The 21,348-nt window shown below is 67.2% G+C and carries 18 protein-coding genes; 11 read left to right on the top strand and 7 right to left on the bottom strand.

What is annotated here, in order from left to right:
* Positions 1–127: 127 nt before the first annotated feature.
* Genes SD455_RS09190 through SD455_RS09180 form a run of 3 tightly spaced genes read left to right on the top strand, consistent with a single transcriptional unit; the run spans position 128 to position 3,284 of the window.
* The gene (locus SD455_RS09190; protein WP_139827621.1) at positions 128–1,105 is read left to right on the top strand and encodes a tripartite tricarboxylate transporter substrate binding protein; all 978 of its coding nucleotides are present in this window, start codon (positions 128–130) and stop codon (positions 1,103–1,105) included.
* Between the two features lie 5 nt (positions 1,106–1,110).
* Complete coding sequence (locus tag SD455_RS09185; protein ID WP_070161331.1) at positions 1,111–1,623, top strand: tripartite tricarboxylate transporter TctB family protein; 513 nt, start codon at positions 1,111–1,113, stop codon at positions 1,621–1,623.
* A 26-nt stretch (positions 1,624–1,649) separates the two neighbouring features.
* A complete protein-coding gene (locus tag SD455_RS09180; protein WP_445507890.1) occupies positions 1,650–3,284 on the top strand; it encodes a tripartite tricarboxylate transporter permease in 1,635 nt (544 codons plus the stop codon).
* Positions 3,285–3,286: 2 nt separating this feature from the next.
* Here SD455_RS09180 and SD455_RS09175 read toward each other — a convergent pair whose 3' ends face one another.
* Positions 3,287–4,183 carry a LysR family transcriptional regulator gene (locus SD455_RS09175; RefSeq protein ID WP_070161325.1) on the bottom strand — a complete coding sequence of 299 codons (897 nt, stop codon included), beginning with the start codon at positions 4,181–4,183 and terminating at the stop codon, positions 3,287–3,289.
* A 158-nt stretch (positions 4,184–4,341) separates the two neighbouring features.
* Between SD455_RS09175 and SD455_RS09170 the strand changes: the two genes are divergently transcribed.
* Complete coding sequence (locus SD455_RS09170; RefSeq protein ID WP_237089969.1) at positions 4,342–5,358, top strand: MBL fold metallo-hydrolase; 1,017 nt, start codon at positions 4,342–4,344, stop codon at positions 5,356–5,358.
* A gap of 100 nt (positions 5,359–5,458) precedes the next feature.
* A complete protein-coding gene (locus SD455_RS09165; RefSeq protein ID WP_445507889.1) occupies positions 5,459–6,091 on the top strand; it encodes a trimeric intracellular cation channel family protein in 633 nt (210 codons plus the stop codon).
* A gap of 34 nt (positions 6,092–6,125) precedes the next feature.
* On the opposite strand, the gene SD455_RS09160 is transcribed toward SD455_RS09165, so the two are convergent.
* From SD455_RS09160 to SD455_RS09150, 3 genes are all read right to left on the bottom strand, one after another.
* Complete coding sequence (locus tag SD455_RS09160; protein WP_083277653.1) at positions 6,126–6,944, bottom strand: creatininase; 819 nt, start codon at positions 6,942–6,944, stop codon at positions 6,126–6,128.
* Positions 6,941–8,554, bottom strand: a complete 1,614-nt coding sequence (locus SD455_RS09155; protein ID WP_139827620.1) for a BCCT family transporter — start codon at positions 8,552–8,554, stop codon at positions 6,941–6,943. The genes SD455_RS09160 and SD455_RS09155 overlap by 4 nt, the downstream gene beginning before the upstream one ends.
* 385 nt (positions 8,555–8,939) lie before the next feature.
* On the bottom strand, positions 8,940–9,599 hold the full coding sequence (locus SD455_RS09150) for a GntR family transcriptional regulator (protein ID WP_070161323.1): 660 nt from the start codon (positions 9,597–9,599) through the stop codon (positions 8,940–8,942).
* 109 nt (positions 9,600–9,708) lie between these two features.
* On the opposite strand from SD455_RS09150, the gene glyA reads away from it, so the two are divergent.
* The 6 genes from glyA (at position 9,709) to purU (ending at position 17,249) form a co-directional block, all read left to right on the top strand.
* A complete protein-coding gene (gene glyA / locus SD455_RS09145) occupies positions 9,709–11,043 on the top strand; it encodes a serine hydroxymethyltransferase (protein ID WP_445507888.1) in 1,335 nt (444 codons plus the stop codon).
* Between the two features lie 2 nt (positions 11,044–11,045).
* On the top strand, positions 11,046–12,263 hold the full coding sequence (locus SD455_RS09140; protein ID WP_445507887.1) for a sarcosine oxidase subunit beta family protein: 1,218 nt from the start codon (positions 11,046–11,048) through the stop codon (positions 12,261–12,263).
* Positions 12,264–12,272: 9 nt separating this feature from the next.
* On the top strand, positions 12,273–12,575 hold the full coding sequence (locus SD455_RS09135; protein ID WP_070161321.1) for a sarcosine oxidase subunit delta: 303 nt from the start codon (positions 12,273–12,275) through the stop codon (positions 12,573–12,575).
* Positions 12,572–15,493 carry a sarcosine oxidase subunit alpha family protein gene (locus SD455_RS09130; protein ID WP_070161320.1) on the top strand — a complete coding sequence of 974 codons (2,922 nt, stop codon included), beginning with the start codon at positions 12,572–12,574 and terminating at the stop codon, positions 15,491–15,493. The genes SD455_RS09135 and SD455_RS09130 overlap by 4 nt, the downstream gene beginning before the upstream one ends.
* Positions 15,486–16,172, top strand: coding sequence for a sarcosine oxidase subunit gamma (locus tag SD455_RS09125; protein ID WP_445507886.1), 687 nt, complete (start codon positions 15,486–15,488; stop codon positions 16,170–16,172). The genes SD455_RS09130 and SD455_RS09125 overlap by 8 nt, the downstream gene beginning before the upstream one ends.
* A 183-nt stretch (positions 16,173–16,355) precedes the next feature.
* A complete protein-coding gene (purU, locus tag SD455_RS09120) occupies positions 16,356–17,249 on the top strand; it encodes a formyltetrahydrofolate deformylase (RefSeq protein WP_139827626.1) in 894 nt (297 codons plus the stop codon).
* Positions 17,250–17,620: 371 nt separating this feature from the next.
* On the opposite strand, the gene SD455_RS09115 is transcribed toward purU, so the two are convergent.
* The 3 genes from SD455_RS09115 to SD455_RS09105 all read right to left on the bottom strand — a co-directional run bounded on the left by SD455_RS09115 (position 17,621) and on the right by SD455_RS09105 (position 21,281).
* Positions 17,621–18,994: an MFS transporter gene (locus tag SD455_RS09115; RefSeq protein ID WP_083277650.1), complete on the bottom strand. Its 1,374-nt coding sequence runs from the start codon at positions 18,992–18,994 to the stop codon at positions 17,621–17,623.
* 173 nt (positions 18,995–19,167) lie between these two features.
* A complete protein-coding gene (locus tag SD455_RS09110) occupies positions 19,168–19,956 on the bottom strand; it encodes an IclR family transcriptional regulator (protein ID WP_070161316.1) in 789 nt (262 codons plus the stop codon).
* 80 nt (positions 19,957–20,036) lie between these two features.
* A complete protein-coding gene (locus tag SD455_RS09105; RefSeq protein ID WP_070161314.1) occupies positions 20,037–21,281 on the bottom strand; it encodes a M24 family metallopeptidase in 1,245 nt (414 codons plus the stop codon).
* Between the last annotated feature and the right edge of the window lie 67 nt (positions 21,282–21,348).

Below are 21,348 nucleotides of genomic sequence, written 5' to 3'. Positions count from 1 at the left end.
GGGACCGAGCTGCTAGACATAACGATCCATAGGGTCATTCATAATCAACTTATCGTTTTGTGATGTCCCATCCACTGTCATTATGAAGTGCACCACACTTCTGCACCGATGACCCGTGGAGGACAAGATGAGGACCCGCAGCGCACTCTTCGCCCCCTGGGCGGTTCTGACCATGCTGGTCGTGACGGCCTGCGGGCCGCAGGGCGGAGACGGCTCTGACTTCCCCTCCCAGAACGTGGAGCTTCTCGTCGGCTTCGCGGCGGGGGGCCACAACGACGCCACTGCTCGCAAGTTCGCCGAGGGGCTTGAGGCCGAGCTCGATGCGAACGTGCTGGTGGTCAACCGGGAAGGCGGAGGCGGCGCCATCGCCGCGACGGAGGCTGCGAATGCTGGCGCCGACGGTCACACGCTGCTCTTCGCCCCGACCGGTGCCTTCACGTCGGTGCTGCTTCAGCAGGACGTCTCCTACGGCATCGAGGACTTCCGATCCGTGGAAGCCGTCGCTGAGAACGCGTTCGTGATCGTGGTCCCCGATGACTCGCCGATCGAGAGTTTCGAGGACCTTGAAGACGTCGACGACCGGATGACGTACTCGGCCTTCGGTGAGGGCCACCAGACTCACCTGATCGGAGAGGGCATCGTCCAGGGTTACGGCCTGGACGCGGAGGTGGCGACCTTCCCAGGCGGCGCCCCTGCCTTGCCCGCGCTCGTCAATGGTGATGTCGACTGGGGCGTCCAGGACATCACCAGCGCCCTGCCACGAGTCCGGTCCGGGGAGCTTCGCATCCTGGCCATCAGCACCGACTACCTCCCCGACGCTCTCGATGAGGAGGTCCCGACACTCGGCGAGTTGGGGTTCGAAGAGCTTCAGACGGCCGGTTCCCAGGCCCTCGTGGTGCCGGCCGATACGCCCCAGGAGGTCTACGACGTGCTGGCCGCGGCGTCGACCGCTGTCGTCGAATCCGACGAGTTCGTGGAGTTCGTGGAGCAGTCCGGCGGTGCGGTCCCAGATGTGGAGGGAGAAGCCTGGTTCAGCGAGTACATGCCGACTGAGCTGGAACGGTTCCGGTCGCTGTTCGAGGATCTGGGCCTTGAGGTTCCGTGAGTCCGATGGCGATGCGGAACTCTCAGCCCGCACGGGAGCAGGAGCCCCTGCGCGAGCACCTCGATGACTTTGAGGGGACTCCTCAGCTGGATGAACCCGGACCCGTCGACTGGTGGTCGCCGGTGGTTCTGGCTGCCCTGGCCGCCGTCGTCATCATCCCCGCGGTCCAACTGGGCCTTGGCTCCATCGCCAGGCCGGGTCCGGGCCTCTGGCCCTTCCTCAACGCGATGCTGGTGGTGGCGGCCATTCCGCTGCTGCTGGCCACCCGGCACCGGTTCCATCCGCCGAATCGGTCTGAGCTGACCCGGGTCGCCCTCGTGGCCGGCCCGCTCCTGCTCTTCGTCCCCGCCTATGACTGGCTGGGCCTGATCGGGGCGGGGGCACCCGTGATGTTGATCGTGGCGCGCTTCGTGGCACGCATGAGGTGGCGGACGTCGATCCTGATCGCTGTGATCGCACCCGCCGCCGTCTACGCGCTCTTCGCCCTGGCCCTCGGGGTCAACCTCCGTCCGTTCTGATCCACCTGAGAGAAGCGACTTTTCCCATGACCGACATCCTCGCGGGGCTGGGGCACGGATTCAGCGTGGCGTTCCAGCCCGAGAATCTGCTCTTCGTCCTCATCGGCGTCACGGTGGGCACACTGATCGGCCTGATCCCGGGGCTCGGGCCGGTGGCGACCATCGCACTGCTGCTCCCTCTGACCTTCTCGCTCGACCCCGCCGGTGCCGTGATGATGCTCGCCGGGATCTACTACGGATCCATGTACGGGGGTCGGATCCCCGCTATCCTGCTGCGTCTGCCGGGTGACGCCTCTGCGGTGGTGACCACGTTCGACGGATATCCGCTGGCTCAGCAAGGCCGTGCCGGACCTGCGCTGGGGATCACGGCGATCGGTTCGTTCCTCGGGGGCACGGTGGCCATCATCGGGTTGTCCTTCCTTGCTCCGACGTTGGCCGGGGTGGCCAAGTCGGTCGGAAGCCCCGACATGTTCGTCCTGGCCGCGATGGGGTTGCTCATGATCGTGTTCCTCGGCTCGGGGTCGAAGGTCAAGGCGATCGTCTCGGCCGCGCTGGGGGTGATCGTCGCCACTGTCGGGTTGGATCCCACCACGGCTGATCCACGGCTGACCTATGGCAGTTTCGAGCTGACGGCCGGTGTCAGCATCGTCGCCGTAGCAGTGGGGCTGTTCGGGATCGGCGAGATCCTGTACAACGCACAGCAGGGCTTCTACGGCGGTCTGGCCCGATCGGCGATCGGTAGGGTCCTCCCAACGCGCGCGGACTGGCTGATGACCCGGATGGCGATCCTGCGGTCCTCGATCATCGGATTCTTCATCGGCATCATCCCAGGAGGAGGGGGCACGATCTCCGCGGTGGTGGCCTATGGGGCCGAGCGGCGGTTCTCCCGCCATCCGGAGAAGTTCGGCAAAGGTGCCATGGACGGCCTGGCTGCCACGGAGACCGCCGACAACTCCTCCTCGAACTCCTCCTTCCTCCCGCTGTTGACCCTGGGCGTGCCGCCGAATCCGGTGCTCGCCCTGATCTTCGGTGCGTTGCTGCTGCACAACATCACGCCAGGACCACAGCTCATCGATGAGCACCCGGACGTCTTCTGGGGCGTCATCGCCTCCATGTACGTCGGCAACATCCTGCTGCTGATCCTCAACCTGCCGCTGATCGGCCTCTTTGTGAGACTCCTGCGCATCCCGGGCGGAATCATGGCTCCGATCATCCTGATGGTCGCCGTGGCCGGCGTGTACTCGGTCCGGAACTCGATGTTTGACGTGCTGCTTGCGGTGATCTTCGGCATCGTCGGTTACGTGCTGCGCACTTTCAACTTCGGGCTGGGACCCTTCGTCCTGGGGTTCATCCTGGGACCGCTGCTGGAGGAGCATTTCCGGCGTTCAATGGTGCTCTCGGACGGATCGTTCATGATCTTCCTGACCCGCCCGATCCCCCTGGTGCTGATGTCGCTGCTTCTCGCGGTGATCATCTGGACCGTGGCGGACTCCCGCCGGAAGAACATGCGCCCCACCATCGACCAGTTTCGGGAGGCCGAGCGTGCGGAGGGTGTGGTTGCCGAGTCCGACTCAGGAGCCCGCCCGGGGTCAGAGGGCGAGCCAGTTGAAGAGGGTGACACGCCGCGTCATCCGGGAACCGATCCTCGACACGACGCCTGACGTCAGACCATCTGGTCCTGAAGGTGCCGCAGCGCCTCTCGCACGCGGGCAGGCAGCTCTTCGGAGGGAGCGGTGAGCGCGATGATGGGATTCGCTGGGATGTCGTCGAGGATCGGCACGTAGGACACCTTCAGGCCGTCATAGGTGATGTCCGTCTGAGGAGTCACATTCACGAACGCCCAGCCGAGTCCGTGCCCCACGAGAGACCGGACCGTCTCGAAGTTCGACGACGACCACTGGACGCGGGGCTGCAGCCCAAGGTCCATGATGATCTGGGTGACGCGTTCGACGCTCGGCGGAATGTCCACCATGATCATGGGCTCCTGGATGAGTTCGCGAAGCTGAATGCCGGGACGATCGGCGAGCGGGTGCTCCGCAGGGAGCATCACGTGATGCTGATTCGTGCCGATCCGCGTCTCGTCGAGATCCTCTGCTGACTGGCGTGCATAGGCGAACCCCAAGTCGGCCTGTCCGCTCCGCAGCATCTGATGGATCTCGGGAACGGTGGCCTCCGCGATGGTCACGTCCACCGCGGGATGCTCCGCAGCGAAATGTGACACGAGTCGAGGAAGCACGTGCGGTGACACAGTCATTGAACTGACGACGCGCAGCGTGCCGCGAATCTCGGAATGGTCGTTGCTGACAGCCTCTGATGCATCAGAGATGGCTGTGGCGGCCCGCCGGGCATGGGGCAGCAGGGCCTGGCCGGCAGGTGTGGGTTGGGCGCGACGTGCCGGAGCTCGGTTCAGCAGCTCTGCGTCCAGGCCCTTCTCCAGCTGCCGGATCGCCACAGAGATGGCCGCCTGGCTGATGTGCAGCTGCCGGGCTGCGGCGCTGATCGAGCCGTGGTCAACCACGGCGAGGAAGTACTCCAGTTGACGAAGGGTGATCTCCGGCATCGTGTCTCCTCGAGGCGTGGCGAGTTGAGCATGAACTTAATCTGAGTCGAAGTCTGCCATGACTTAAATTCGCTTTCCACTATGGGGCAGCCCGAGCAGACTGGATCCACGAGACGGGCGTGAGCAGGCGCCAAGCGGACAGTGAGGAGCGGAGACCCGTGAGCGGACTGACGAAGCAGAGTGGACACCACGTGATCACACTGGGCACGGCCGGCGGGCCGCGGTTCTGGCGGGACTCTTCGCGCACCGGCATTGCCACGGCCATCGTGGTCGACGACGGCTTCTATCTGGTGGACTGCGGCCACGGTGTCGGCCGCCAGATCGAGAGGGCAGGGCTCGAGATGAGCAGACTCAAGGGCATCTTCCTCACACACCTGCACTCGGATCACACGGTGGACCTCAACACACTGGCCCTGTTCGGGCTCTTTGAGCTCCAGGACAGGATCGGCCGACCTGTGCCGATCATAGGTCCCGGTGACCGGGGCGCCCTGCCGCCGGTGTCTCCACTGGCCGCCGTCGCGCCCAGTCCGGTGGCTCCGTACAGTCCCACCCCAGGGACTGCGGAGATGTTCATGCGGCTGATGGAGGCCGCTGCGACAGACCTCAACGACCGGGTCATCGATGCCCTCAGGCCGTCGCCGCTCGACATCTTTGCTGCGCAGGACATCGAGATCCCCAGCTCCTTGGAGTTCCACCCCAATGAGAATCCGGTGCCGGCGACGAACGGCTTCGAGATCTTCCGGGACGAGTCAGTGGTCGTCACGGCCACCCTTGTACAGCATCCGCCTGTCGCCCCGGCCTTCGCATTCCGCTTCGACACGGCCCAGGGCTCGGTGTGCGTCTCGGGGGACACGACGTACACACCGAATATGGTTCGACTGAGCCGGGACGCCGGACTGGTACTGCACGAGGCCATCGATTTCGACTTCATGGAGTCGATGTACCGGGGCAAGGACGACGAGATGTCGCGTGCATCCTTGGCGCATCACTACAAGTCCCACACCTCGGTGGCCGATGCCGTTCGCGTGGCCCGTGAGGCGGGGGCGCGGCGTCTGGCGCTGCATCACCTCGTCCCCGGCTCCGGTGCCATTGCCTGGGAGCGGGTGGCGGCTGAAGGGTACTCGGGAGAGTTCCTCGTGCCAGATGACCTGGCGGTCATCCCCTTCCAGGTCTGACGGCTGCTCTGCCCGCTGCGTCGGAGGAGACTCCCGCGTGGCAGGCTTGTGGTTGCGGACTTGGTGAGGGTTCGAGCGACGACCGAGGAGGAAAGCCGCGATGTCGATGACCACAGTGGTCCTCGTCCTGGAGCTGGTGGGCACTTTCGCCTTCGCAGTCTCCGGGGCGCTGCTGGCTGTGCGCAAGGGCTTCGATCTGGTGGGTTCGCTGCTGCTGGCGAGCCTCGCCGGACTTGGCGGCGGCGTGATCCGGGATCTGGTGCTGAACATCGGGGTCCCCAATGCCTTCGCGGCCCCGCAATACCTGGTGCCGGTGGTGCTCGCGGTCCTGGCGGTGTTCATCCGACTCATCCATGAGGACCGACTGCGGCGCACGCTGCTGGTCTTCGACGCCCTCGGGCTGTCCCTGTTCTGCGTCATGGGGGCGACGATCGCCCATGAGGCGGGGCTGAACCCGGTGGCGGTCGTTCTGCTGGGCGTCACCACCGCCGTCGGCGGAGGGGCGCTGCGCGACGTCGTCGCCAATGAGGTGCCGCAGATCTTCAACCCCCAGGGCGTCTACGCCGCCCCCGCGTTCCTGGGTGCGGGGGCGACGGCGCTGCTGCTGGAGACCGGCCTGTTCCACGCGATCAGCGCCGTCGCCGTCGCGCTGCTGGTGTTCGGACTGCGCCTGCTGGCGCTGCGGCACCGGTGGAGGGTGCCGCTGGCGGTGCTGCGGCGGCGCCGTCGGTGAGGAGTCAGTCGGCGACTCCGCAGCAGTGCGCTGGTCATCTGCTGTCCGGAAGTGCCAGCTCCTCGACGAGGTCGGTGCGGAGGGCCTCCACCACCTGGTCGAAGAGCAGCCGACCTTTCGCCGCATCGGATCCGCTGGGGGAGGAGAGGCATCCGCTGGCCGGGGTCCGCGCTTCCACCACTGGCAGACGGTCGAAGCGCGGGAGCTGCGCCGCCGGATGGTCCGGAGCGAGGTCCAGGCGCACCTTCGAAGGGTCGATGTGGAGCATCAGTGAGGTCTCGAGGACACCGCCGTGCTCGACGTCCCAGCCCGGGAACCCGTCGGGGTAGACAGTCTCCAGCGTGGTGGCTGAGACATAGTCCCAGTACGAGAGCAGCAGCGCCGCCTGGTCCTCGCGGCGGCCTGCGCCCAGGTCCCGGAGCGCGAGGTCGACCCCCTCGTAGAGGAACTGGTAGTTCTCATAGTGTCCATTGACCAGGACGACGTGGGCCACCCCTTGCTGCAGAAAGGACCTGGCGAGGTCCCGGGTCATGGCGATCAGCGACGTGGCGTCAAGGCTGGTGGTGCCGGGCAGATGGTCCCCGCCGCCGGAGCGCTGCTGAGACTTATACCCGTAGGTGAGCGCGGGAGCGACACGCATGGCGGTCCCTTCGGCGACCCCGGCGGCGATCCTGTCCGCCAGCAGCGCGTCGGTCCCCAAGGGGAGGTGCGGGCCATGCTGCTCCAGAGCTCCGACGGGGATCAGCACCGTCGAGCCGGGCTGCGTCGCCCAGCGTCTCCAGCTGACGGCGTCCATCATCGCCAGGTGGACCTCAGCCGGCTCTGCCTGGGCGGCTCGGTGGTCAGATGTCATGGTCGGTCTCCTTGCGCCGGCTGGACGACGGGTGACGATTCCGTGGTTCCTCCGGGGTCGTCATGGTCGAGATGGTCGTCCTCCGCGCGATGCCGCGGGTCGTTGATCTCCTTCTCCATCCTGCGGACCGCCGCCGTGCGGCACCTGAGACGGCGGATGAGGTTGACGATCATCACCAGAATGACGAAGGAGAACGGGAAGGCGCCGATGATCGTGCCCGTCTGGACGGTGTCGACGACCTGGGTCCCGCCCAGGGTGAGGAGGACCACGGCCACGGTGCCGATGCTCGCGACCAGCACCACCCGGAACCAGGGTCCGGCCTTCTTCGGGGCGGAGACGAACTCTGCCAGGGCGTAGCTGCCGGCGTCGAGGCTCGTCACGTAGTAGGTGGCCACGAGGATCGTGGCGATGACGAGCAGCCCAGTGCCGAGCACCGGGATCATGTCGAGGGTGAGGAAGAGCCCGGCGGCAGAGTCCTCGGCGACGGCCTCCGAGATCGACCGGTCAGTGGTGTCGTCGTAGTGCAGACCGGCTGATCCGATGATTCCGACCCATATCATCACGATCAGGGACGGAACGAGGGTCACGCCCAGGACGAATTCGCGGATGGTGCGTCCGCGGGAGATGCGGGCGATGAAGCCCGCCACGAACGGCGAGAAGGCGATGACCCAACACCAGATGAAGACGGTCCACCAGCCGTTCCAGGTGTCCTGCCAAGAGTCCAGCGCCGCGCCGCCTTCGCCCGCTTCGGTCCAGAACGACATCGGGACGAAGTGGGTGATGAAGGAGCCGAACGTCTGGGTGAGGTTGGACAGGGTGTAGACGGTGGGCCCGAAGACGAAGACGATGACCATCAGCATGATGCTCAGGACCGAATTGGTCTCGCTGATGCGCCGCATGCCCTTGTTGACACCGAGCAGCACGGAGATCGCAGTGAGCCCGGCCAGGGTCAGAATGACCCCCATCCAGATGCCCGGGCCGCTCTCCACTCCCGTGAAGGACTGCAGGCCGGCCGAGAACTGCATCGAGGCGAATCCGAAGGAGGTCGCCAGGCCCAGCACCGTGGCGATGATGGCGAGCAGCTCCACGACCACGCCCGCGGGACGACGGGCTCGGTGCGGAAGGATGTCGACCGTGGCTTCGCGGAATGTCAGGGTCTTGCCGAGATTGTGGTGGGAGTAGGCGAGGCAGACCGCTACGACGCAGTACATGGCCCATGCTGTGACTCCCCAGTGGAAGTAGGTCCACACCACGCCTCCTTCGCTCGGCGAGGAGCCTGAGATGAGAGGTGCGTCCACGCGGAGCATGAGAGGCTGAGCGATCCCCCAGAAGATCAGGCCGATCCCCTGACCGCAGCCGAACAGCATCGAGTACCAGGCGAATCGACTGTGTTCAGGGCGTGCCTGGGGGCCGCCGAGACGGATGCGTCCGTGTCTGCTGATCGCCAGCCAGGCGCAGACGCCGACGGCGATCAGTGAGTACAGCACGAAGTGCCAGGTGAACCCGGAGGTGACGAAGGTGCGCATCCGGTCGATGAGCTCGGCGGTGCGCTCGGGGTGTCGGATCGTCAGCACGACGACGGCGGCGATCATCAGCGGCGGGAGCGTCATGATGATCATCCGATCTGTTCGGGGGATGATCTGTCCGCGGAAGCGGGGCAGAACCCTCGGTGAGGAGGCGGGGTCAGCAGGGGGCGGTGACGGGATCCGTTCTTCGTCGGACGCAGGTGACGGGTCGGACCGATCGGGGCGCATCTGAGCGGTCGTGCGGGGCGGGGGTGTGGCTGCTGGTTCTGGTGACATGCGTCCTCCGAGAGACGTCTTCAGCGACAGAGTGTGGTCGATGGAGCCAGTGGGTGTGACCCGGCGTGGCCGACGGCGAGGCAGGGCCTCATCGAGGTGTTGCGTCAGTCACAACTGAGTTGCATGAATTATGTGGGGATCTGTCCTCGCGGTCAAGGGGCCCTCTCTGTCATGGGGCGACTCAGGGGTCCGGTCACAGCGCGGTGCGCACCGTGGCTTCGAACGCGGCGACGTGGGTGCGCGCGAGGCGTTCGGCGCCGGGGGAGTCCCCGCCGAGGATGGCGGCCAGCAGGGCCTCGTGCTCGGTGATGTGTGTGGTGATGCTGGGGAGTCGGTGCAGCACCAGGCACCAGATCCGGGTGGCCAGATTGTCCAGGCGGACGAGCGTCTCCTCCAGATGGGGGTTCTCGGCGGCGCGATAGATGGTGCGGTGGATCTCCAGATCCTGGGTGATGAGCTCCCGACGGCTCGACGTCGTCTCGATCAGCCGGATGGACTCGAGTGCGCGTTCGATCTGGCTCCGTGCGGAGCCGCCTCGTCGCTCGGCGGCTTTGGCGGCCGCATGCGGTTCCAGCAGCATCCTGATCTCGGAGATCGTTGCGAGTTCGGTGACGTCGGCCGGCGTCGCGAAGGTCCCGCGGCGCGGGTAGGTCACGACCAGATGGTCCGTCTCGAGGCGCTTGAGGGCCTCGCGCAGCGGGGTGCGGCCTATCCCCAGCTCCTCCGTCAGTGCGTTCTCGCTGATCGGCGCGCCCGCAGGGATGTCGAGCAGGATGAGGCGGTCGCGAAGCTCGCGGTAGGCGCGCTCGCCCAGCGGCAGCGGCCCAGCGGCCGGGGAGGGATCGGGACGCATGGCTGTCTCGCTATCTGCGCGGGAGGGGTTGACCGGATATGACGTACCTCATATTGTAAGGCGTCAACTGATATATCAGTTGTCGACAAACAAGGCACGAGGAGGGGACATGACCGTCACGCCCATCACAGACTCCGGGGTCTCCCGGGTGCAGACCGGATCACTCGGTCACATCGATCCCGAAGTCGCCGGACATATCGACGCCGAGCTGACCCGGCAGCGCGACGGGCTGGAGATGATCGCTTCGGAGAACCACACGGCGCTCGCGGTGATGCAGGCCCAGGGGTCCGTGCTGACCAACAAATACGCCGAGGGCTACCCCGGCCGTCGCTACTACGGCGGGTGCGAGCATGTCGACGCGATCGAGACGCTGGCGATCGACCGAGCTCGTGCGCTCTTCGGCGCAGCCCATGCCAACGTGCAGCCGCACTCCGGTGCCCAGGCCAATGCTGCGGCGATGCATGCGCTGCTCAGTCCCGGGGACACGATTCTGGGGCTCGACCTCGCCCATGGGGGACACCTCACCCACGGGATGAAGCTGAACTTCTCCGGCCGCCTCTATGAGGTCGCCGCCTACGGCGTCGACCCGGAGTCCTCCATGATCGACATGGACCACGTGGCGGAGCAGGCTCGCCGACACCGTCCGCGCCTGATCATCGCGGGTTGGTCGGCCTATCCGCGGCAGCTCGACTTCGCTGCGTTCCGTCGCATCGCGGACGACGTCGGAGCTCGCCTGATGGTCGACATGGCGCATTTCGCCGGCCTCGTCGCCGCCGGCCTCCACCCCAATCCGGTGCCCTATGCCGACGTCGTCACCAGCACCACCCACAAGACGCTGGCGGGTCCGCGCGGCGGGCTGATCCTCACCGACGACGACGCGATCGCCAAGTCGGTCCGCAGCGCAGTCTTCCCCGGCCAGCAGGGCGGACCCCTCGAGCACGTCATCGCCGGAAAGGCCGTGGCCTTCGGGCTGGCCGGTCAGGAGGACTTCCGCGAGCGTCAGACGCGCACAGTCGCCGGAGCCCAGATGCTCGCGGACAGGCTCTCCCAGGAGGACGTGAAGGAGGCGGGCGTCCGCGTGCTCAGCGGTGGGACCGACGTCCACCTGGTCATGGTGGATCTGCGCGACTCCCGGATCGACGGGCAGCAGGCCGAGGACCTGCTGAGCCAGGTGGGCATCACGGTGAACCGCAACGCCGTGCCGGACGATCCGCGTCCTCCGATGGTCACCTCCGGGCTGCGCATCGGGACCCCCGCTCTGGCGAGCCGCGGCTTCGGCGACGACGCCTTCGCCGAGGTCGCCGACGTCATCGCCCGTGCGCTGATCGCCGGATGCGCGGATCAGGGCGCCGAACCCGCAGAGGTGGCGACGCTGCGCGACCGGGTGGAGGCCCTGGCGGCGGAGCACCCCCTGTACCCGACACTGACACCGATGGGAGCCTGATCATGACTGAGGCGCTTCCGGAGCACCCGGACTTCCTCTGGCGGAACCCCGAGCCGAGGGACAGCTACGACGTGGTGATCGTCGGTGGAGGCGGCCATGGACTGGCCACTGCCTACTATCTGGCGACCCGGCACGGGATCACGGACATCGCCGTGCTCGAGAAGGGCTGGCTCGGCGGCGGGAACATGGCCAGGAACACCACGATCATCCGCTCCAACTATCTGTGGGATGAGTCTGCCGCGATCTACGAGCAGTCCCTGAAGCTGTGGGAGCAGCTTCCCGAGGAGCTCGACTATGACTTTCTCTTCTCGCAGCGCGGAGTGCTCAATCTGACGCACACGCTCCAGGACGTCCGGGAGGCGCGGCGCAGGGTCAATGCGAATGCGCTGAACGGGGTGGATGCCGAATTCCTGAGCCCGGCGGAGGTCAAGGAGGTGTGCCCGATCATCAACGTCGAGGACGACATCCGTTACCCCGTCATGGGCGCCACCTACCAGCCCCGGGCCGGCATCGCCAAGCACGACCACGTGGCCTGGGCGCTGGCTCGCCGGTGTGACGAGCTCGGAGTGGATCTCATCCAGAACTGTGAGGTCACCGGTTTCCAGCTCGACCGAGGTCGCGTCACCGGGGTGCAGACATCACGCGGACGGATCGCCGCGGGCAAGGTCGGGCTGGCGGCGGCGGGCCACTCCTCGGTGCTGGCCGAACTGGCCGGCTTCCGTCTGCCCATCCAGTCCCACCCGCTGCAGGCGCTGGTCTCGGAACTGTTCGAGCCGGTGCACCCGACTGTGGTGATGTCCAACCACGTCCATGTCTACGTCTCCCAGGCCCATAAGGGGGAGCTCGTCCTCGGCGCCGGGGTCGACTCCTACAACGGCTACGGGCAGCGCGGAGCGTTCCACGTCATCGAAGAGCAGATGGCCGCCGCCGTCGAGCTGTTCCCGATGTTCGCCCGCGCCCACGTGCTGCGCACCTGGGGCGGCATCGTGGACACCACCTTCGACGCCTCGCCGATCATCTCCGACACCCCGGTCGATGAGCTGTACGTCAACTGCGGATGGGGGACCGGTGGGTTCAAGGGCACCCCCGCCTCCGGGCTCACGTTCGCCCACACGATCGCCACAGGGAAGGCCCACCCGCTCAATGAACCCTTCGCGCTCGACCGCTTCGAGACCGGCCAGCTCATCGACGAACACGGCGCAGCCGCCGTCGCCCACTAGGAGACCCTCTTGCTGCTGATCACCTGCCCCCACTGCGGGCCCCGAAACGAGACCGAGTTCCACTACGGCGGCCAGGCGCACGTCGCCTATCCCCGGGATCCGCACGCCCTGGACGACCGCCAGTGGGCCGAGTACCTGTTCTACCGCGACAACCCGAAGGGTGAGTTCGCCGAGCGTTGGAACCACGCCGTCGGGTGCCGGCGATGGTTCAACGCGCTGCGCGACACCGTGACGTACCGCATCCACGAGACCTGGCCCATGGGGGAGCGGGCCACGGCGGACGCCGCCCACGAGGAAGGAGGAGACCGATGACCACTGGACGACTCACCACAGACCGTGCACCGGGCCACGGCATCGACCGAGACGTGACTCTGCGCCTGCAGGTGGACGGGCATCCGCTCACCGCCTGTGCGGGGGACACGGTGGCCAGCGCCCTCGTCGGCGCGGGGCGCCTGGTGTCGGGACGATCCATCTATCGGAGTCGGCCCCGCGGCATCATGAGCGCAGGAGTGGAGGAGCCGAACGCTCTGCTCGCCGTCAGCTCCCGGAATGCGGGCCACGCTGATGAGTCTATGATTCCGGCCACGACGGTCTCGGCCGTGGACGAGCTCGAGGCCAGGTTCCTGCAGGGTCTGGGTCGACTGGACCCGAGGCCCGACGGCGCCACCTATGACCACAAGCACGTCCATGTCGACGTCTTGGTGGTGGGAGCCGGCCCAGGCGGTCTGGCCGCCGCCCGGCAGGCCGCCGTCGGCGGTGCGCGCACCATGCTGATCGACGAGCAGCCACAGCCGGGCGGGTCCCTGCTGTCCAGCCGCGACGAGAGCATCGCCGGCCGTGATGCGAGGCGCTGGGCCGATGACGTCGCCGAAGAGCTGGAGGCCCGCCAGGACGTCACCTACCTGCGCAGGGCCACCGCATTCGGCAGCTATGACTCCAACTACGTCATCGCCGTCGAGCGCCGCACCGACCATCTCCCCCCGGCATCGCGCCCGGGGGTCTCTCGGGAGCGGGTCTGGCACATCCGCGCCGGCCGCGTCGTGCTGGCCACCGGTACGCATGAGCGCCCCCTGGTCTTCGCAGACAACGACCGTCCGGGCGTCATGCTGGCTGGAGCCGTCAGAAGCTACCTCAACCGCTACGCGGCCTTGGCCGGCTCGCAGGTGGTCGTGGCCACGACCAATGACAGCGCCTATGCCCTCGTGCAGGATCTCCACGCCGCTGGTGCGCCGCCCGTGGCCGTGGTCGACTCCCGGCCGGAGCCCTCACCAGCCGCCGCAGAGGTGCTGCGGGCCACAGGCGTGCGGGGTCTTTTCGGCCAGGCCGTCATCGGGACGGCGGGCGAGGGGGCCGACGGCCGGATCAGCGCCGTCTCCGCAGCTCCGCTGGATGCGCAGGGGAACCTCGCAGGCGAGCCTGAGACCATCCCGGTGGACCTGCTGGCGGTCTCGGGCGGACACTCCCCGGTGGTCCACCTGCACAGCCAGCGGCAGGGCCGACTGCGGTGGGACGAGGAGCTGGCCGCCTTCCTCCCGGACGCTCCCGTGCCCGGGCAGCAGGTCGTCGGCTCGCTCGCCGGCACCGCCGGCCTGCAGGCCGTGCTCGAGGAAGGCGCCCGGGCCGGGCATCAGTGTGCCGTCGAGATGGGGTATGCCGCCGAGCTCGAGATCCCCCGGGCAGACGCTCGTCCCGGCGCGGACTGCACAGGCGGACCCGTATGTCCGTTGTGGCTCGTCCCGCGCGCAGACGGGGAGCCTGCCGAGTGGGACACCCACTTCGTCGACCTTCAGCGTGACCAGACCGTCGCCGATGTGCTGCGGGCGGTCGGCGCCGGACTGCGCGCGGTCGAACACGTCAAGCGCTACACCTCGATCTCCACGGCCAACGACCAGGGCAAGACCAGCGCCGTCAACGCCATCGGGGTCATCGCCGCTGTGCTGAATGACGAAGTCCCCGAGGTCGGGACCACGACCTTCCGCGCCCCCTACTCGCCGGTCTCCTTCGCGGCCTTGGCGGGCCGGCGTCGCGGAGACCTCTACGATCCGGCGCGCGTGACCGCGATCCACCCCTGGCACCTCGCCCACGGAGCACTCTTCGAGGACGTGGGCCAGTGGAAGCGTCCGTGGTACTTCCCCCGGCCCGGTGAGGACATGGACACCGCCGTCCTGCGGGAGTGTGCCGCTGTGCGCGATTCTGTGGGATTCATGGACGTCACCACGCTGGGCAAGATCGAGATCCGCGGTGTCGACGCGGGGGAGTTCCTCAACCGCATCTACACCAATGGGTTCGCCAAACTTCCGGTCGGCAAAGGACGCTACGGACTCATGTGCGGCGCTGATGGAATGATCTTCGACGACGGCGTCACACTCCGCATCGCCGAGGATCGGTACCTGATGACCACCACGACCGGCGGTGCCGCCGGGGTGCTGGACTGGTTGGAGGAGTGGCATCAGACGGAGTGGCCGGAGCTGGACGTGTCATTGACCTCGGTGACCGAGCAGTGGAGCACGATCGCCGTGGTCGGCCCTCGGTCCCGTGACGTCATCGCCAAGCTGGCGCCCGAGCTCGACGTCTCCCGCGAGGGCTTCCCCTTCATGGCGTTCCGCGAGACGGAGCTGGTCGATGGTACCCCCGCGCGGATCTGTCGGGTCTCGTTCTCCGGCGAGCTGGCCTTCGAGGTCAATGTGGACGCCTTCTACGGGCTCAACGTCTGGGAGATGGTCGCCGAGGCCGGGGCGGAGTTCGACATCACGCCGTACGGGACAGAGACGATGCACGTGCTGCGTGCGGAGAAGGGCCTGATCATCGTCGGACAGGACACCGACGGCACCGTCACCCCGGATGATGCGGGAATGGGTTGGGCGGTCTCCAAGGTCAAGGACTTCGTGGGCAAACGGTCACTCTCGCGGCCTGACACAGCCCGTTCCGACCGTCGGCAGCTCGTGGGGGTGCTGCCTGTCGACGGCGCCACCCGCCTCGAGGAAGGCGCACAGCTCGTCGCCCGCGGAACGTCGATCACGCCTGATCAGGGTCCTGTGCCGATGATCGGTCACGTGACCTCCTCCTACCTCTCGGCCGCTCTGGGCCGTCCCTTCGGGCTGGCCCTGGTGGATGACGGCAGGAATCTCATCGGCGAGATCGCGCAGGTCCCGGTGCGGGACCGCGTGGTCGACGTCGAGATCACCTCACATGTCCTCTACGACCCCGAAGGGAGCCGGCGCGATGGGTGACCACACCGTGACGATGACAGCAGAGACGGCGCGGACCGGTCCGCATCAGGGAGGTCCGCAGGGCCCGCGGCGACGTTCACCGGTGGCCCACCTCGAGGAGGCCATGCACGATGCCGGAGTCTCGGGCCGGCGGGAGGTGCGGCTCCGCGAGATCGCCTTCCCGGTGCAACTGGGGGTGCGGGTGAGGCCCGGCACGCCGTCCGCACAGGCGGTCGAGCAGCGTGTCGGGCTGACGCTCCCTCAGCATCACCGGGGCACCAGCGGCGATCTGAACGGCCTGCACGCGGTCTGGCTCGGCCCGGATGAGTTCCTCGTCATCGACGTCTCCCGGGAGCAGCTCCCCGGCGAAGCTGAGGAGCTGGCCGGCTGCCTGGAGGGACTGCCGGGCCAGCTGCTCGACCTCTCCGCCAACCGTGCGGTGCTCGAACTGGCCGGCGTCGAGGCACGTGCGGTCCTGGAGAAGGGCTGCGCGGTGGATCTCCATCCGAGGGCGTTCCCGGTCGGGAGCGGGGTCTCCACGCTGCTCGGGACCGTCCCGGTGGTCCTGGTGCGCAGCGCGGAGACCACGTGGCGGATCCTGCCGCGGGCCTCCTTCGCGGACTACACCGTCCGGTGGCTGATCGACGCCATGGCGGAGTTCGCCCAGCCGGAGCTCCCGGGGGCACCGGGATTCCTCTGACGTTGGGATGACGCGCATCGGACCCTCTGCTGTGTGCGAGGGTCCGGTGTGCGTCCCTGGCGGACGCGCTCGACGGACGCGGGCGGAGGATCGAAGAACCGACGGACCTCAACAGGGGGTCTCATGGCCGACGTCAGTGCAGGTCGGCCTCCACCATCACTTCAGGAGGATGTCATGGCAGTCATGATCGGGCCTGACCGTGGATCGGCAGACCAGTCGCAGGACCATGTGCTCAGCATGGACTGTCCGGACAGACCGGGCCTGGTCCATGCTGTGAGCGGGGTGCTGCTGCGGCATGGGGGCGACATCGTGGAGCTCAGGCAGTTCGACGACCAGCACACCGGCCGATTCTTCCTCCGCGTCCAGGTCAGGCTGAGCGGACCTGGGGGCGCCGAGGTCGGCGGCGCGGGGATGCGCGAGGAGCTCGCCGAGCTGGCCGACGAGCTGGACGCCCGGTGGGAGCTCTTCCGCCACGGGGAGCCGCGGCGCGTGCTGATCATGGTGTCCCGATTCAGCCACTGCCTCAACGACCTGCTCAACCGGTCGCGGGCGGGTGAGCTGCCGATCGAGATCGCCGCCGTGGTGTCGAACCACGAGGATCATCGACAGCTCGTGGAGTGGCATGGGATCCCGTACTTCCACGTGCCGGTCACCCCCGAGACGAAGCAGGCCGCCGAGCAGGAGCTGCTGGACCTGGTAGGCCGGTTCGACGTGGAGCTGGTCGTCTTGGCGCGGTACATGCAGATCCTCTCGGATGATCTCACGAGGACGCTCTCGGGGAAGGCGATCAACATCCATCACTCTTTCCTGCCCTCCTTCAAAGGCGCCCGACCGTATCACCAGGCCTTCGACCGGGGAGTGAAGACCGTGGGCGCGACCGCCCACTATGTCAACGAGGAGCTGGACGAAGGTCCGATCATCGCCCAGCAGGTGGTCGATGTCGATCACACCTATATGCCGCAGGATCTGGTCGCCGCCGGACGAGACACCGAGTCGAAGGCGTTGTCCAACGCCGTCCGGTGGCACTGTGAGGGGCGGGTCTTCCTCAACGGGATGCGCACGGTCGTCCTGCGGTGAGGGCGCAGGACGATCGTGCGCCGCGACGCATCGCGGTCACCGGGCCCTCAGAGAGTGGTGGTGGGCCCAGGCGGCCGACCGCTGCTGTCCCGCAACCTCCCCGGGCCCTGATCCACGTGCTGTCGCCGAAGGTCATCGACGAGCTGCTCTGCGCAGACGCTGACACGCCCATGAGGCGCAGATCGTCGACGACGGGTGAGAACTGAACACTCCCGTCTCTGCTCCGAGTCCGGCCCGATCCGGCTCTGGAGGCTCCGGTTTCCCGGTCACACCACGCTGTCCCAGCACGCCTGTGCCGTCCGGGCAGACGTGACTCCCGCACAGCGCCGTCAGAACGAGGCTCACGCCCGTCGTGCGCGCCTCCCTGCCGTTCAGCGCAGCTCCTCCTGCGCCGTCTCCCGGGAGAGCAGGACCGCCACGAAGGCGATCGACGCTGCAGCCATCAGCATCCAGCCAGGGGCCAGCGCGGATCCGGTCACGGAGATCAGCAGCGTGGCCACGAATGCGGCGGTGCCGCCGAAGAAGGCGTTGGCCGAGTTGAACGAGACTGCGAAGCCGGTGTAGCGGATCCGTGTGGGGAACTGTTCGGAGAGGAAGCTCGGCAGGACGCCGTCGTTCAGTGCGAGCGTTCCGCCCATGATGACGAGGACCAGCACGCCGAGGAGGAATCCGTGCTTCAGCAGCATGAAGGCCGGTACGGCCAGTACGAACATGGCCACGGACGCCGAGAGCAGCACTTTGCGCCGGCCTACTCGGTCTGAGAGCGATCCGGTGATGAGGATGAACCCGATATAGGTGACAAGTGAGGTCGCCGTCATAGTGTTGGCCTGGGTCACTGAGAGGTCAAGCTGGGACTCCAGATAGTTGGGCATGTAGCTGAGCAGGATGTAGAAGGCGACCGCATTGAGCAGCGCGGCACCCAGGGCACGCAGCAGCAGGCGCCAGTGCTGGACGAAGAGGTCGCGCCAGGGCGCCGTGATGACGTCATCCTGCTGCTGGAGCGCCGTGAACTGCGGGGTGTCCTCCAGCCGGGTGCGGATGTAATGGCCGATCAGTCCCAGGGGTGCGGCCAGGAGGAACGGGATGCGCCACGCCCACTCATTCACCGCGTCCGATCCGAGAGCCGCGGTGAGCCCGGTGACGAAGAGCAGGCCGAAGAGCAGGCCGGCCGACGTCGAGGCCGGCACGACGGCCGCGTATCTGCCTCGCTGGCCCTTGGGTGCGTACTCGACGAGGAAGGCCGAGGCGCCGGCGTATTCCCCGGCAGCAGAGAACCCTTGCACCACACGGACCAGCAGGAGCATCAGCGGTGCGAGGATTCCGGCTGTCGGGTAGGTGGGGAGAAGTCCGATGCAGAAGGTTGCGACCGACATGACCAGGATCGACCAGGACAGGGCCGTCTTGCGGCCCCAACGGTCCCCGAGCCACCCCCAGAAGAACCCGCCGAGGGGTCGGACCAGGAACGAGACGGCGAAGACGGCCCACGCGCCCAGCAGCTGAGTCGTCGGATCGCTCTCCGGAAAGAACGCGATGGCGATGCTTCCGGCGAGGTAGCCGTAGACGGCGTAGTCGAACCATTCGACGAAGTTGCCGATGAAGGTGGCGGCGACCACTTTGCGTCGAGTGAGCGGGTCGACGGGAGTCAGTCCCGCCGTGTTCGGTGTTGGGGTGGTCTGGTGGGTGTCGGTTCGGTCGAGAGCCGGTGGCTGGGTGTGCCGGATAGGGGAGTCGGGCTGAGGGGACATGCGATACCTCCGCTCAAAGGTTGCGATGAACGCAACTCGGTTGCGTTAAGAGTATGAGCGGTGTCACATGTCGTCAACGGTTCGGCACAGTTCAGTGGGTGGGCGCGTGCGGGCATGCCGCGCCGAACCGGGGCGCGGATCGCAGCAGGAGGTGTGCCGAAGGGGTGTCGCGGTCAGGAGGGCTGGGGTGCGGCGCCCAGGCGCCGACTGACCCGGTCGGCAGAGTGGCGACACAGCTGCACCAGCTCCGGGATGCGCGTCTCTGGGACGCGGAAGGCGGGGGCTGCGATCATCATGGCGGCGACGACCTCCCCGCGGTGGTCCCGCACGGGGGCGGCGACTCCGGCCTCATCGGCGGACGTCTGGGCGTGGTTGACCGCGAAGCCCTGGCGGCGGACCTGGGCGAGCAGGTCGAGGTGCTGCTCCGTGGACAGGGACGGCGGGATCGTCACCCTCCCGGTGTCCAGGAGGCGCTGGGCCTCTCCCGGAGGGCGATGGGCGAGGAGCACCTGCACGCTGGCGCTCAGGCCGGTCGAGTATCGGCTGCCCAGCTCGGAGGTGTGTTTGACCTGAAGCCGGCTCGCCACCTGCTCAACCGTCACAGAGGATTCGCCGTCCCAGATGGTCAGCGCCGCGGTCTCGGCGGTCTCCGCAGCGAGATCCTGGAGCTCGTCGAGGGAGACGCGACGCACGTCCAGATTGGCCAGCAGCGGTCCGGCGACGGCGATCAGGCCCAGGCCGAGCTGGTAGCGGCGGGAGGGTTCGTCGCGCTCCACGATGCGCTCATCCTCGAGCGTGGCCAGGATGCGCGAGACGGTCGACTTGTGGAGGCCGACCTGGGAGGAGATCCCGGTGACGCTCTGCTGCGGCTCGTCGACGGTGAAGCAGCGGAGCACCTCGATGACGTTGACGATCACCGAGGGCTCACGGCCCGGCTGTCGCCTGGTCTCGCGGTCTGCCATGTCGGGGGCTCCTGTTCTCCAGCCCGTGGCCACGGTGGGGCCGACGCTCCGGCGTCGACCCCACCGTGCGATGAGGAGCCTCAGGCGAGGATGATGTTGTGCTCCGGTCCGAAGCCGAATCCGGTGATGTTCTCAGCTCCGTCCTCCTGGACGACGAGGATATCGTGTTCGCGGTATCCTCCCGCGCCGGGCTCGCCCTCGGGGATCGTGATCATGGGCTCCATGGAGACCACCATGCCTGGTTCGAGGACGGTGTCGATGTCCTCGCGCAGCTCCAGGCCGGCCTCGCGGCCGTAGTAGTGGGAGAGCACCCCGAACGAGTGGCCGTATCCGAAGGTGCGCCGGGGGAGGAGTCCGTGGCTCACGTAGATCTCGTTGAGCTCTGCCGCAATGTCCTTGCAGACCGCCCCGGGCCTGATCAGCTCGAGGCCGCGCCGATGCACCTCGACGTTGACGTTCCACAGGTGCAGGCTCGTCTCGTCCGGCTCGCCGAGGAACAGTGTGCGCTCCAGAGCGGTGTAGTAGCCCGAGGTCATGGGGAAGCAGTTCAGCGACAGGATGTCGCCGTGCTGCAGCCGGCGGGTGGTCGCCCAGTTGTGGGCGCCGTCGGTGTTGATGCCGGACTGGAACCAGACCCAGGTGTCCCGCACTTCGCGGTGGGGGAAGGTTCTGGCGATCTCGTGGGTCATCGCCTCGGTGCCGATGAGGGCGACCTCATATTCCATGATGCCCTCGCGGATGGCGGCCTTGATCGCCTCACCTCCGAGATCCGCAATGCGGGCGCCATGTCGGATGACCTCGATCTCCTCGTCCGACTTGATCATCCTCTGGCGCATGGCGGCCTGCGAGACGTCGAGGAGCTCGGCATCCGGGAAGGCGTCCTGGATGCTGCGTCGTGTCATCACCGGCAGGGAGTCGTCCTCGACGCCGATTCGTGAGGCGGGGACGCCGGCGCGGGCCACGGCCTGCTGCAGGCCGTAGTAGAAGTTGTCACGTTTCCAGTCGGTGTAGACGATGTTGTCGGCGTGGCTGGTCCGCCACGGCATGCCGGCATCGATGTTGGCGGTGACGGTGACTGAATCGTCCTGCGTGACGACCAGTGCGTAGTTGCGGCCGAAGGTGGTGTAGAGGAAGTCGGAGTAGTACTTGATGCCGTGGTAGCTGGTCAGGATCGCGGCGTCGAGGCCCTGTTCGCTCATGATGCGCCGAAGGCCCGACAGGCGGCGCTCGAACTCTTCGGCGGAGAACGTCAGCGGCTGCTTCTCGCCGTTGTGCAGCGTCTTCAGGCGCTCCAGGTCGGAGACAGTGTCAGTGGTGGTCGTCATCGGTGTGCCTCGCCGTCGTCGGGCGCCCATATGTGGAGAGCGCGGTGTCTGAATCGCTGAGTTGCAT

Source organism: Nesterenkonia sp. K-15-9-6 (assembly GCF_052656005.1).
The sequence above is the reverse complement of the archived record's forward strand: the minus strand, read 5'-3'. Positions and strand labels throughout refer to the sequence as shown.

Coding starts and splice junctions, on each gene's coding strand:
- SD455_RS09190 (WP_139827621.1), top strand. CDS start 128: ATGAGGACCCGCAGCGCACTCTTCGCCCCCTGGGCGGTTCTGACCATG.
- SD455_RS09185 (WP_070161331.1), top strand. CDS start 1,111: ATGGCGATGCGGAACTCTCAGCCCGCACGGGAGCAGGAGCCCCTGCGC.
- SD455_RS09180 (WP_445507890.1), top strand. CDS start 1,650: ATGACCGACATCCTCGCGGGGCTGGGGCACGGATTCAGCGTGGCGTTC.
- SD455_RS09175 (WP_070161325.1), bottom strand. CDS start 4,183: ATGCCGGAGATCACCCTTCGTCAACTGGAGTACTTCCTCGCCGTGGTT.
- SD455_RS09165 (WP_445507889.1), top strand. CDS start 5,459: ATGTCGATGACCACAGTGGTCCTCGTCCTGGAGCTGGTGGGCACTTTC.
- SD455_RS09160 (WP_083277653.1), bottom strand. CDS start 6,944: ATGACATCTGACCACCGAGCCGCCCAGGCAGAGCCGGCTGAGGTCCAC.
- SD455_RS09155 (WP_139827620.1), bottom strand. CDS start 8,554: ATGACGCTCCCGCCGCTGATGATCGCCGCCGTCGTCGTGCTGACGATC.
- SD455_RS09150 (WP_070161323.1), bottom strand. CDS start 9,599: ATGCGTCCCGATCCCTCCCCGGCCGCTGGGCCGCTGCCGCTGGGCGAG.
- glyA (WP_445507888.1), top strand. CDS start 9,709: ATGACCGTCACGCCCATCACAGACTCCGGGGTCTCCCGGGTGCAGACC.
- SD455_RS09140 (WP_445507887.1), top strand. CDS start 11,046: ATGACTGAGGCGCTTCCGGAGCACCCGGACTTCCTCTGGCGGAACCCC.
- SD455_RS09130 (WP_070161320.1), top strand. CDS start 12,572: ATGACCACTGGACGACTCACCACAGACCGTGCACCGGGCCACGGCATC.
- SD455_RS09125 (WP_445507886.1), top strand. CDS start 15,486: ATGGGTGACCACACCGTGACGATGACAGCAGAGACGGCGCGGACCGGT.
- purU (WP_139827626.1), top strand. CDS start 16,356: ATGATCGGGCCTGACCGTGGATCGGCAGACCAGTCGCAGGACCATGTG.
- SD455_RS09115 (WP_083277650.1), bottom strand. CDS start 18,994: ATGTCCCCTCAGCCCGACTCCCCTATCCGGCACACCCAGCCACCGGCT.
- SD455_RS09110 (WP_070161316.1), bottom strand. CDS start 19,956: ATGGCAGACCGCGAGACCAGGCGACAGCCGGGCCGTGAGCCCTCGGTG.
- SD455_RS09105 (WP_070161314.1), bottom strand. CDS start 21,281: ATGACGACCACCACTGACACTGTCTCCGACCTGGAGCGCCTGAAGACG.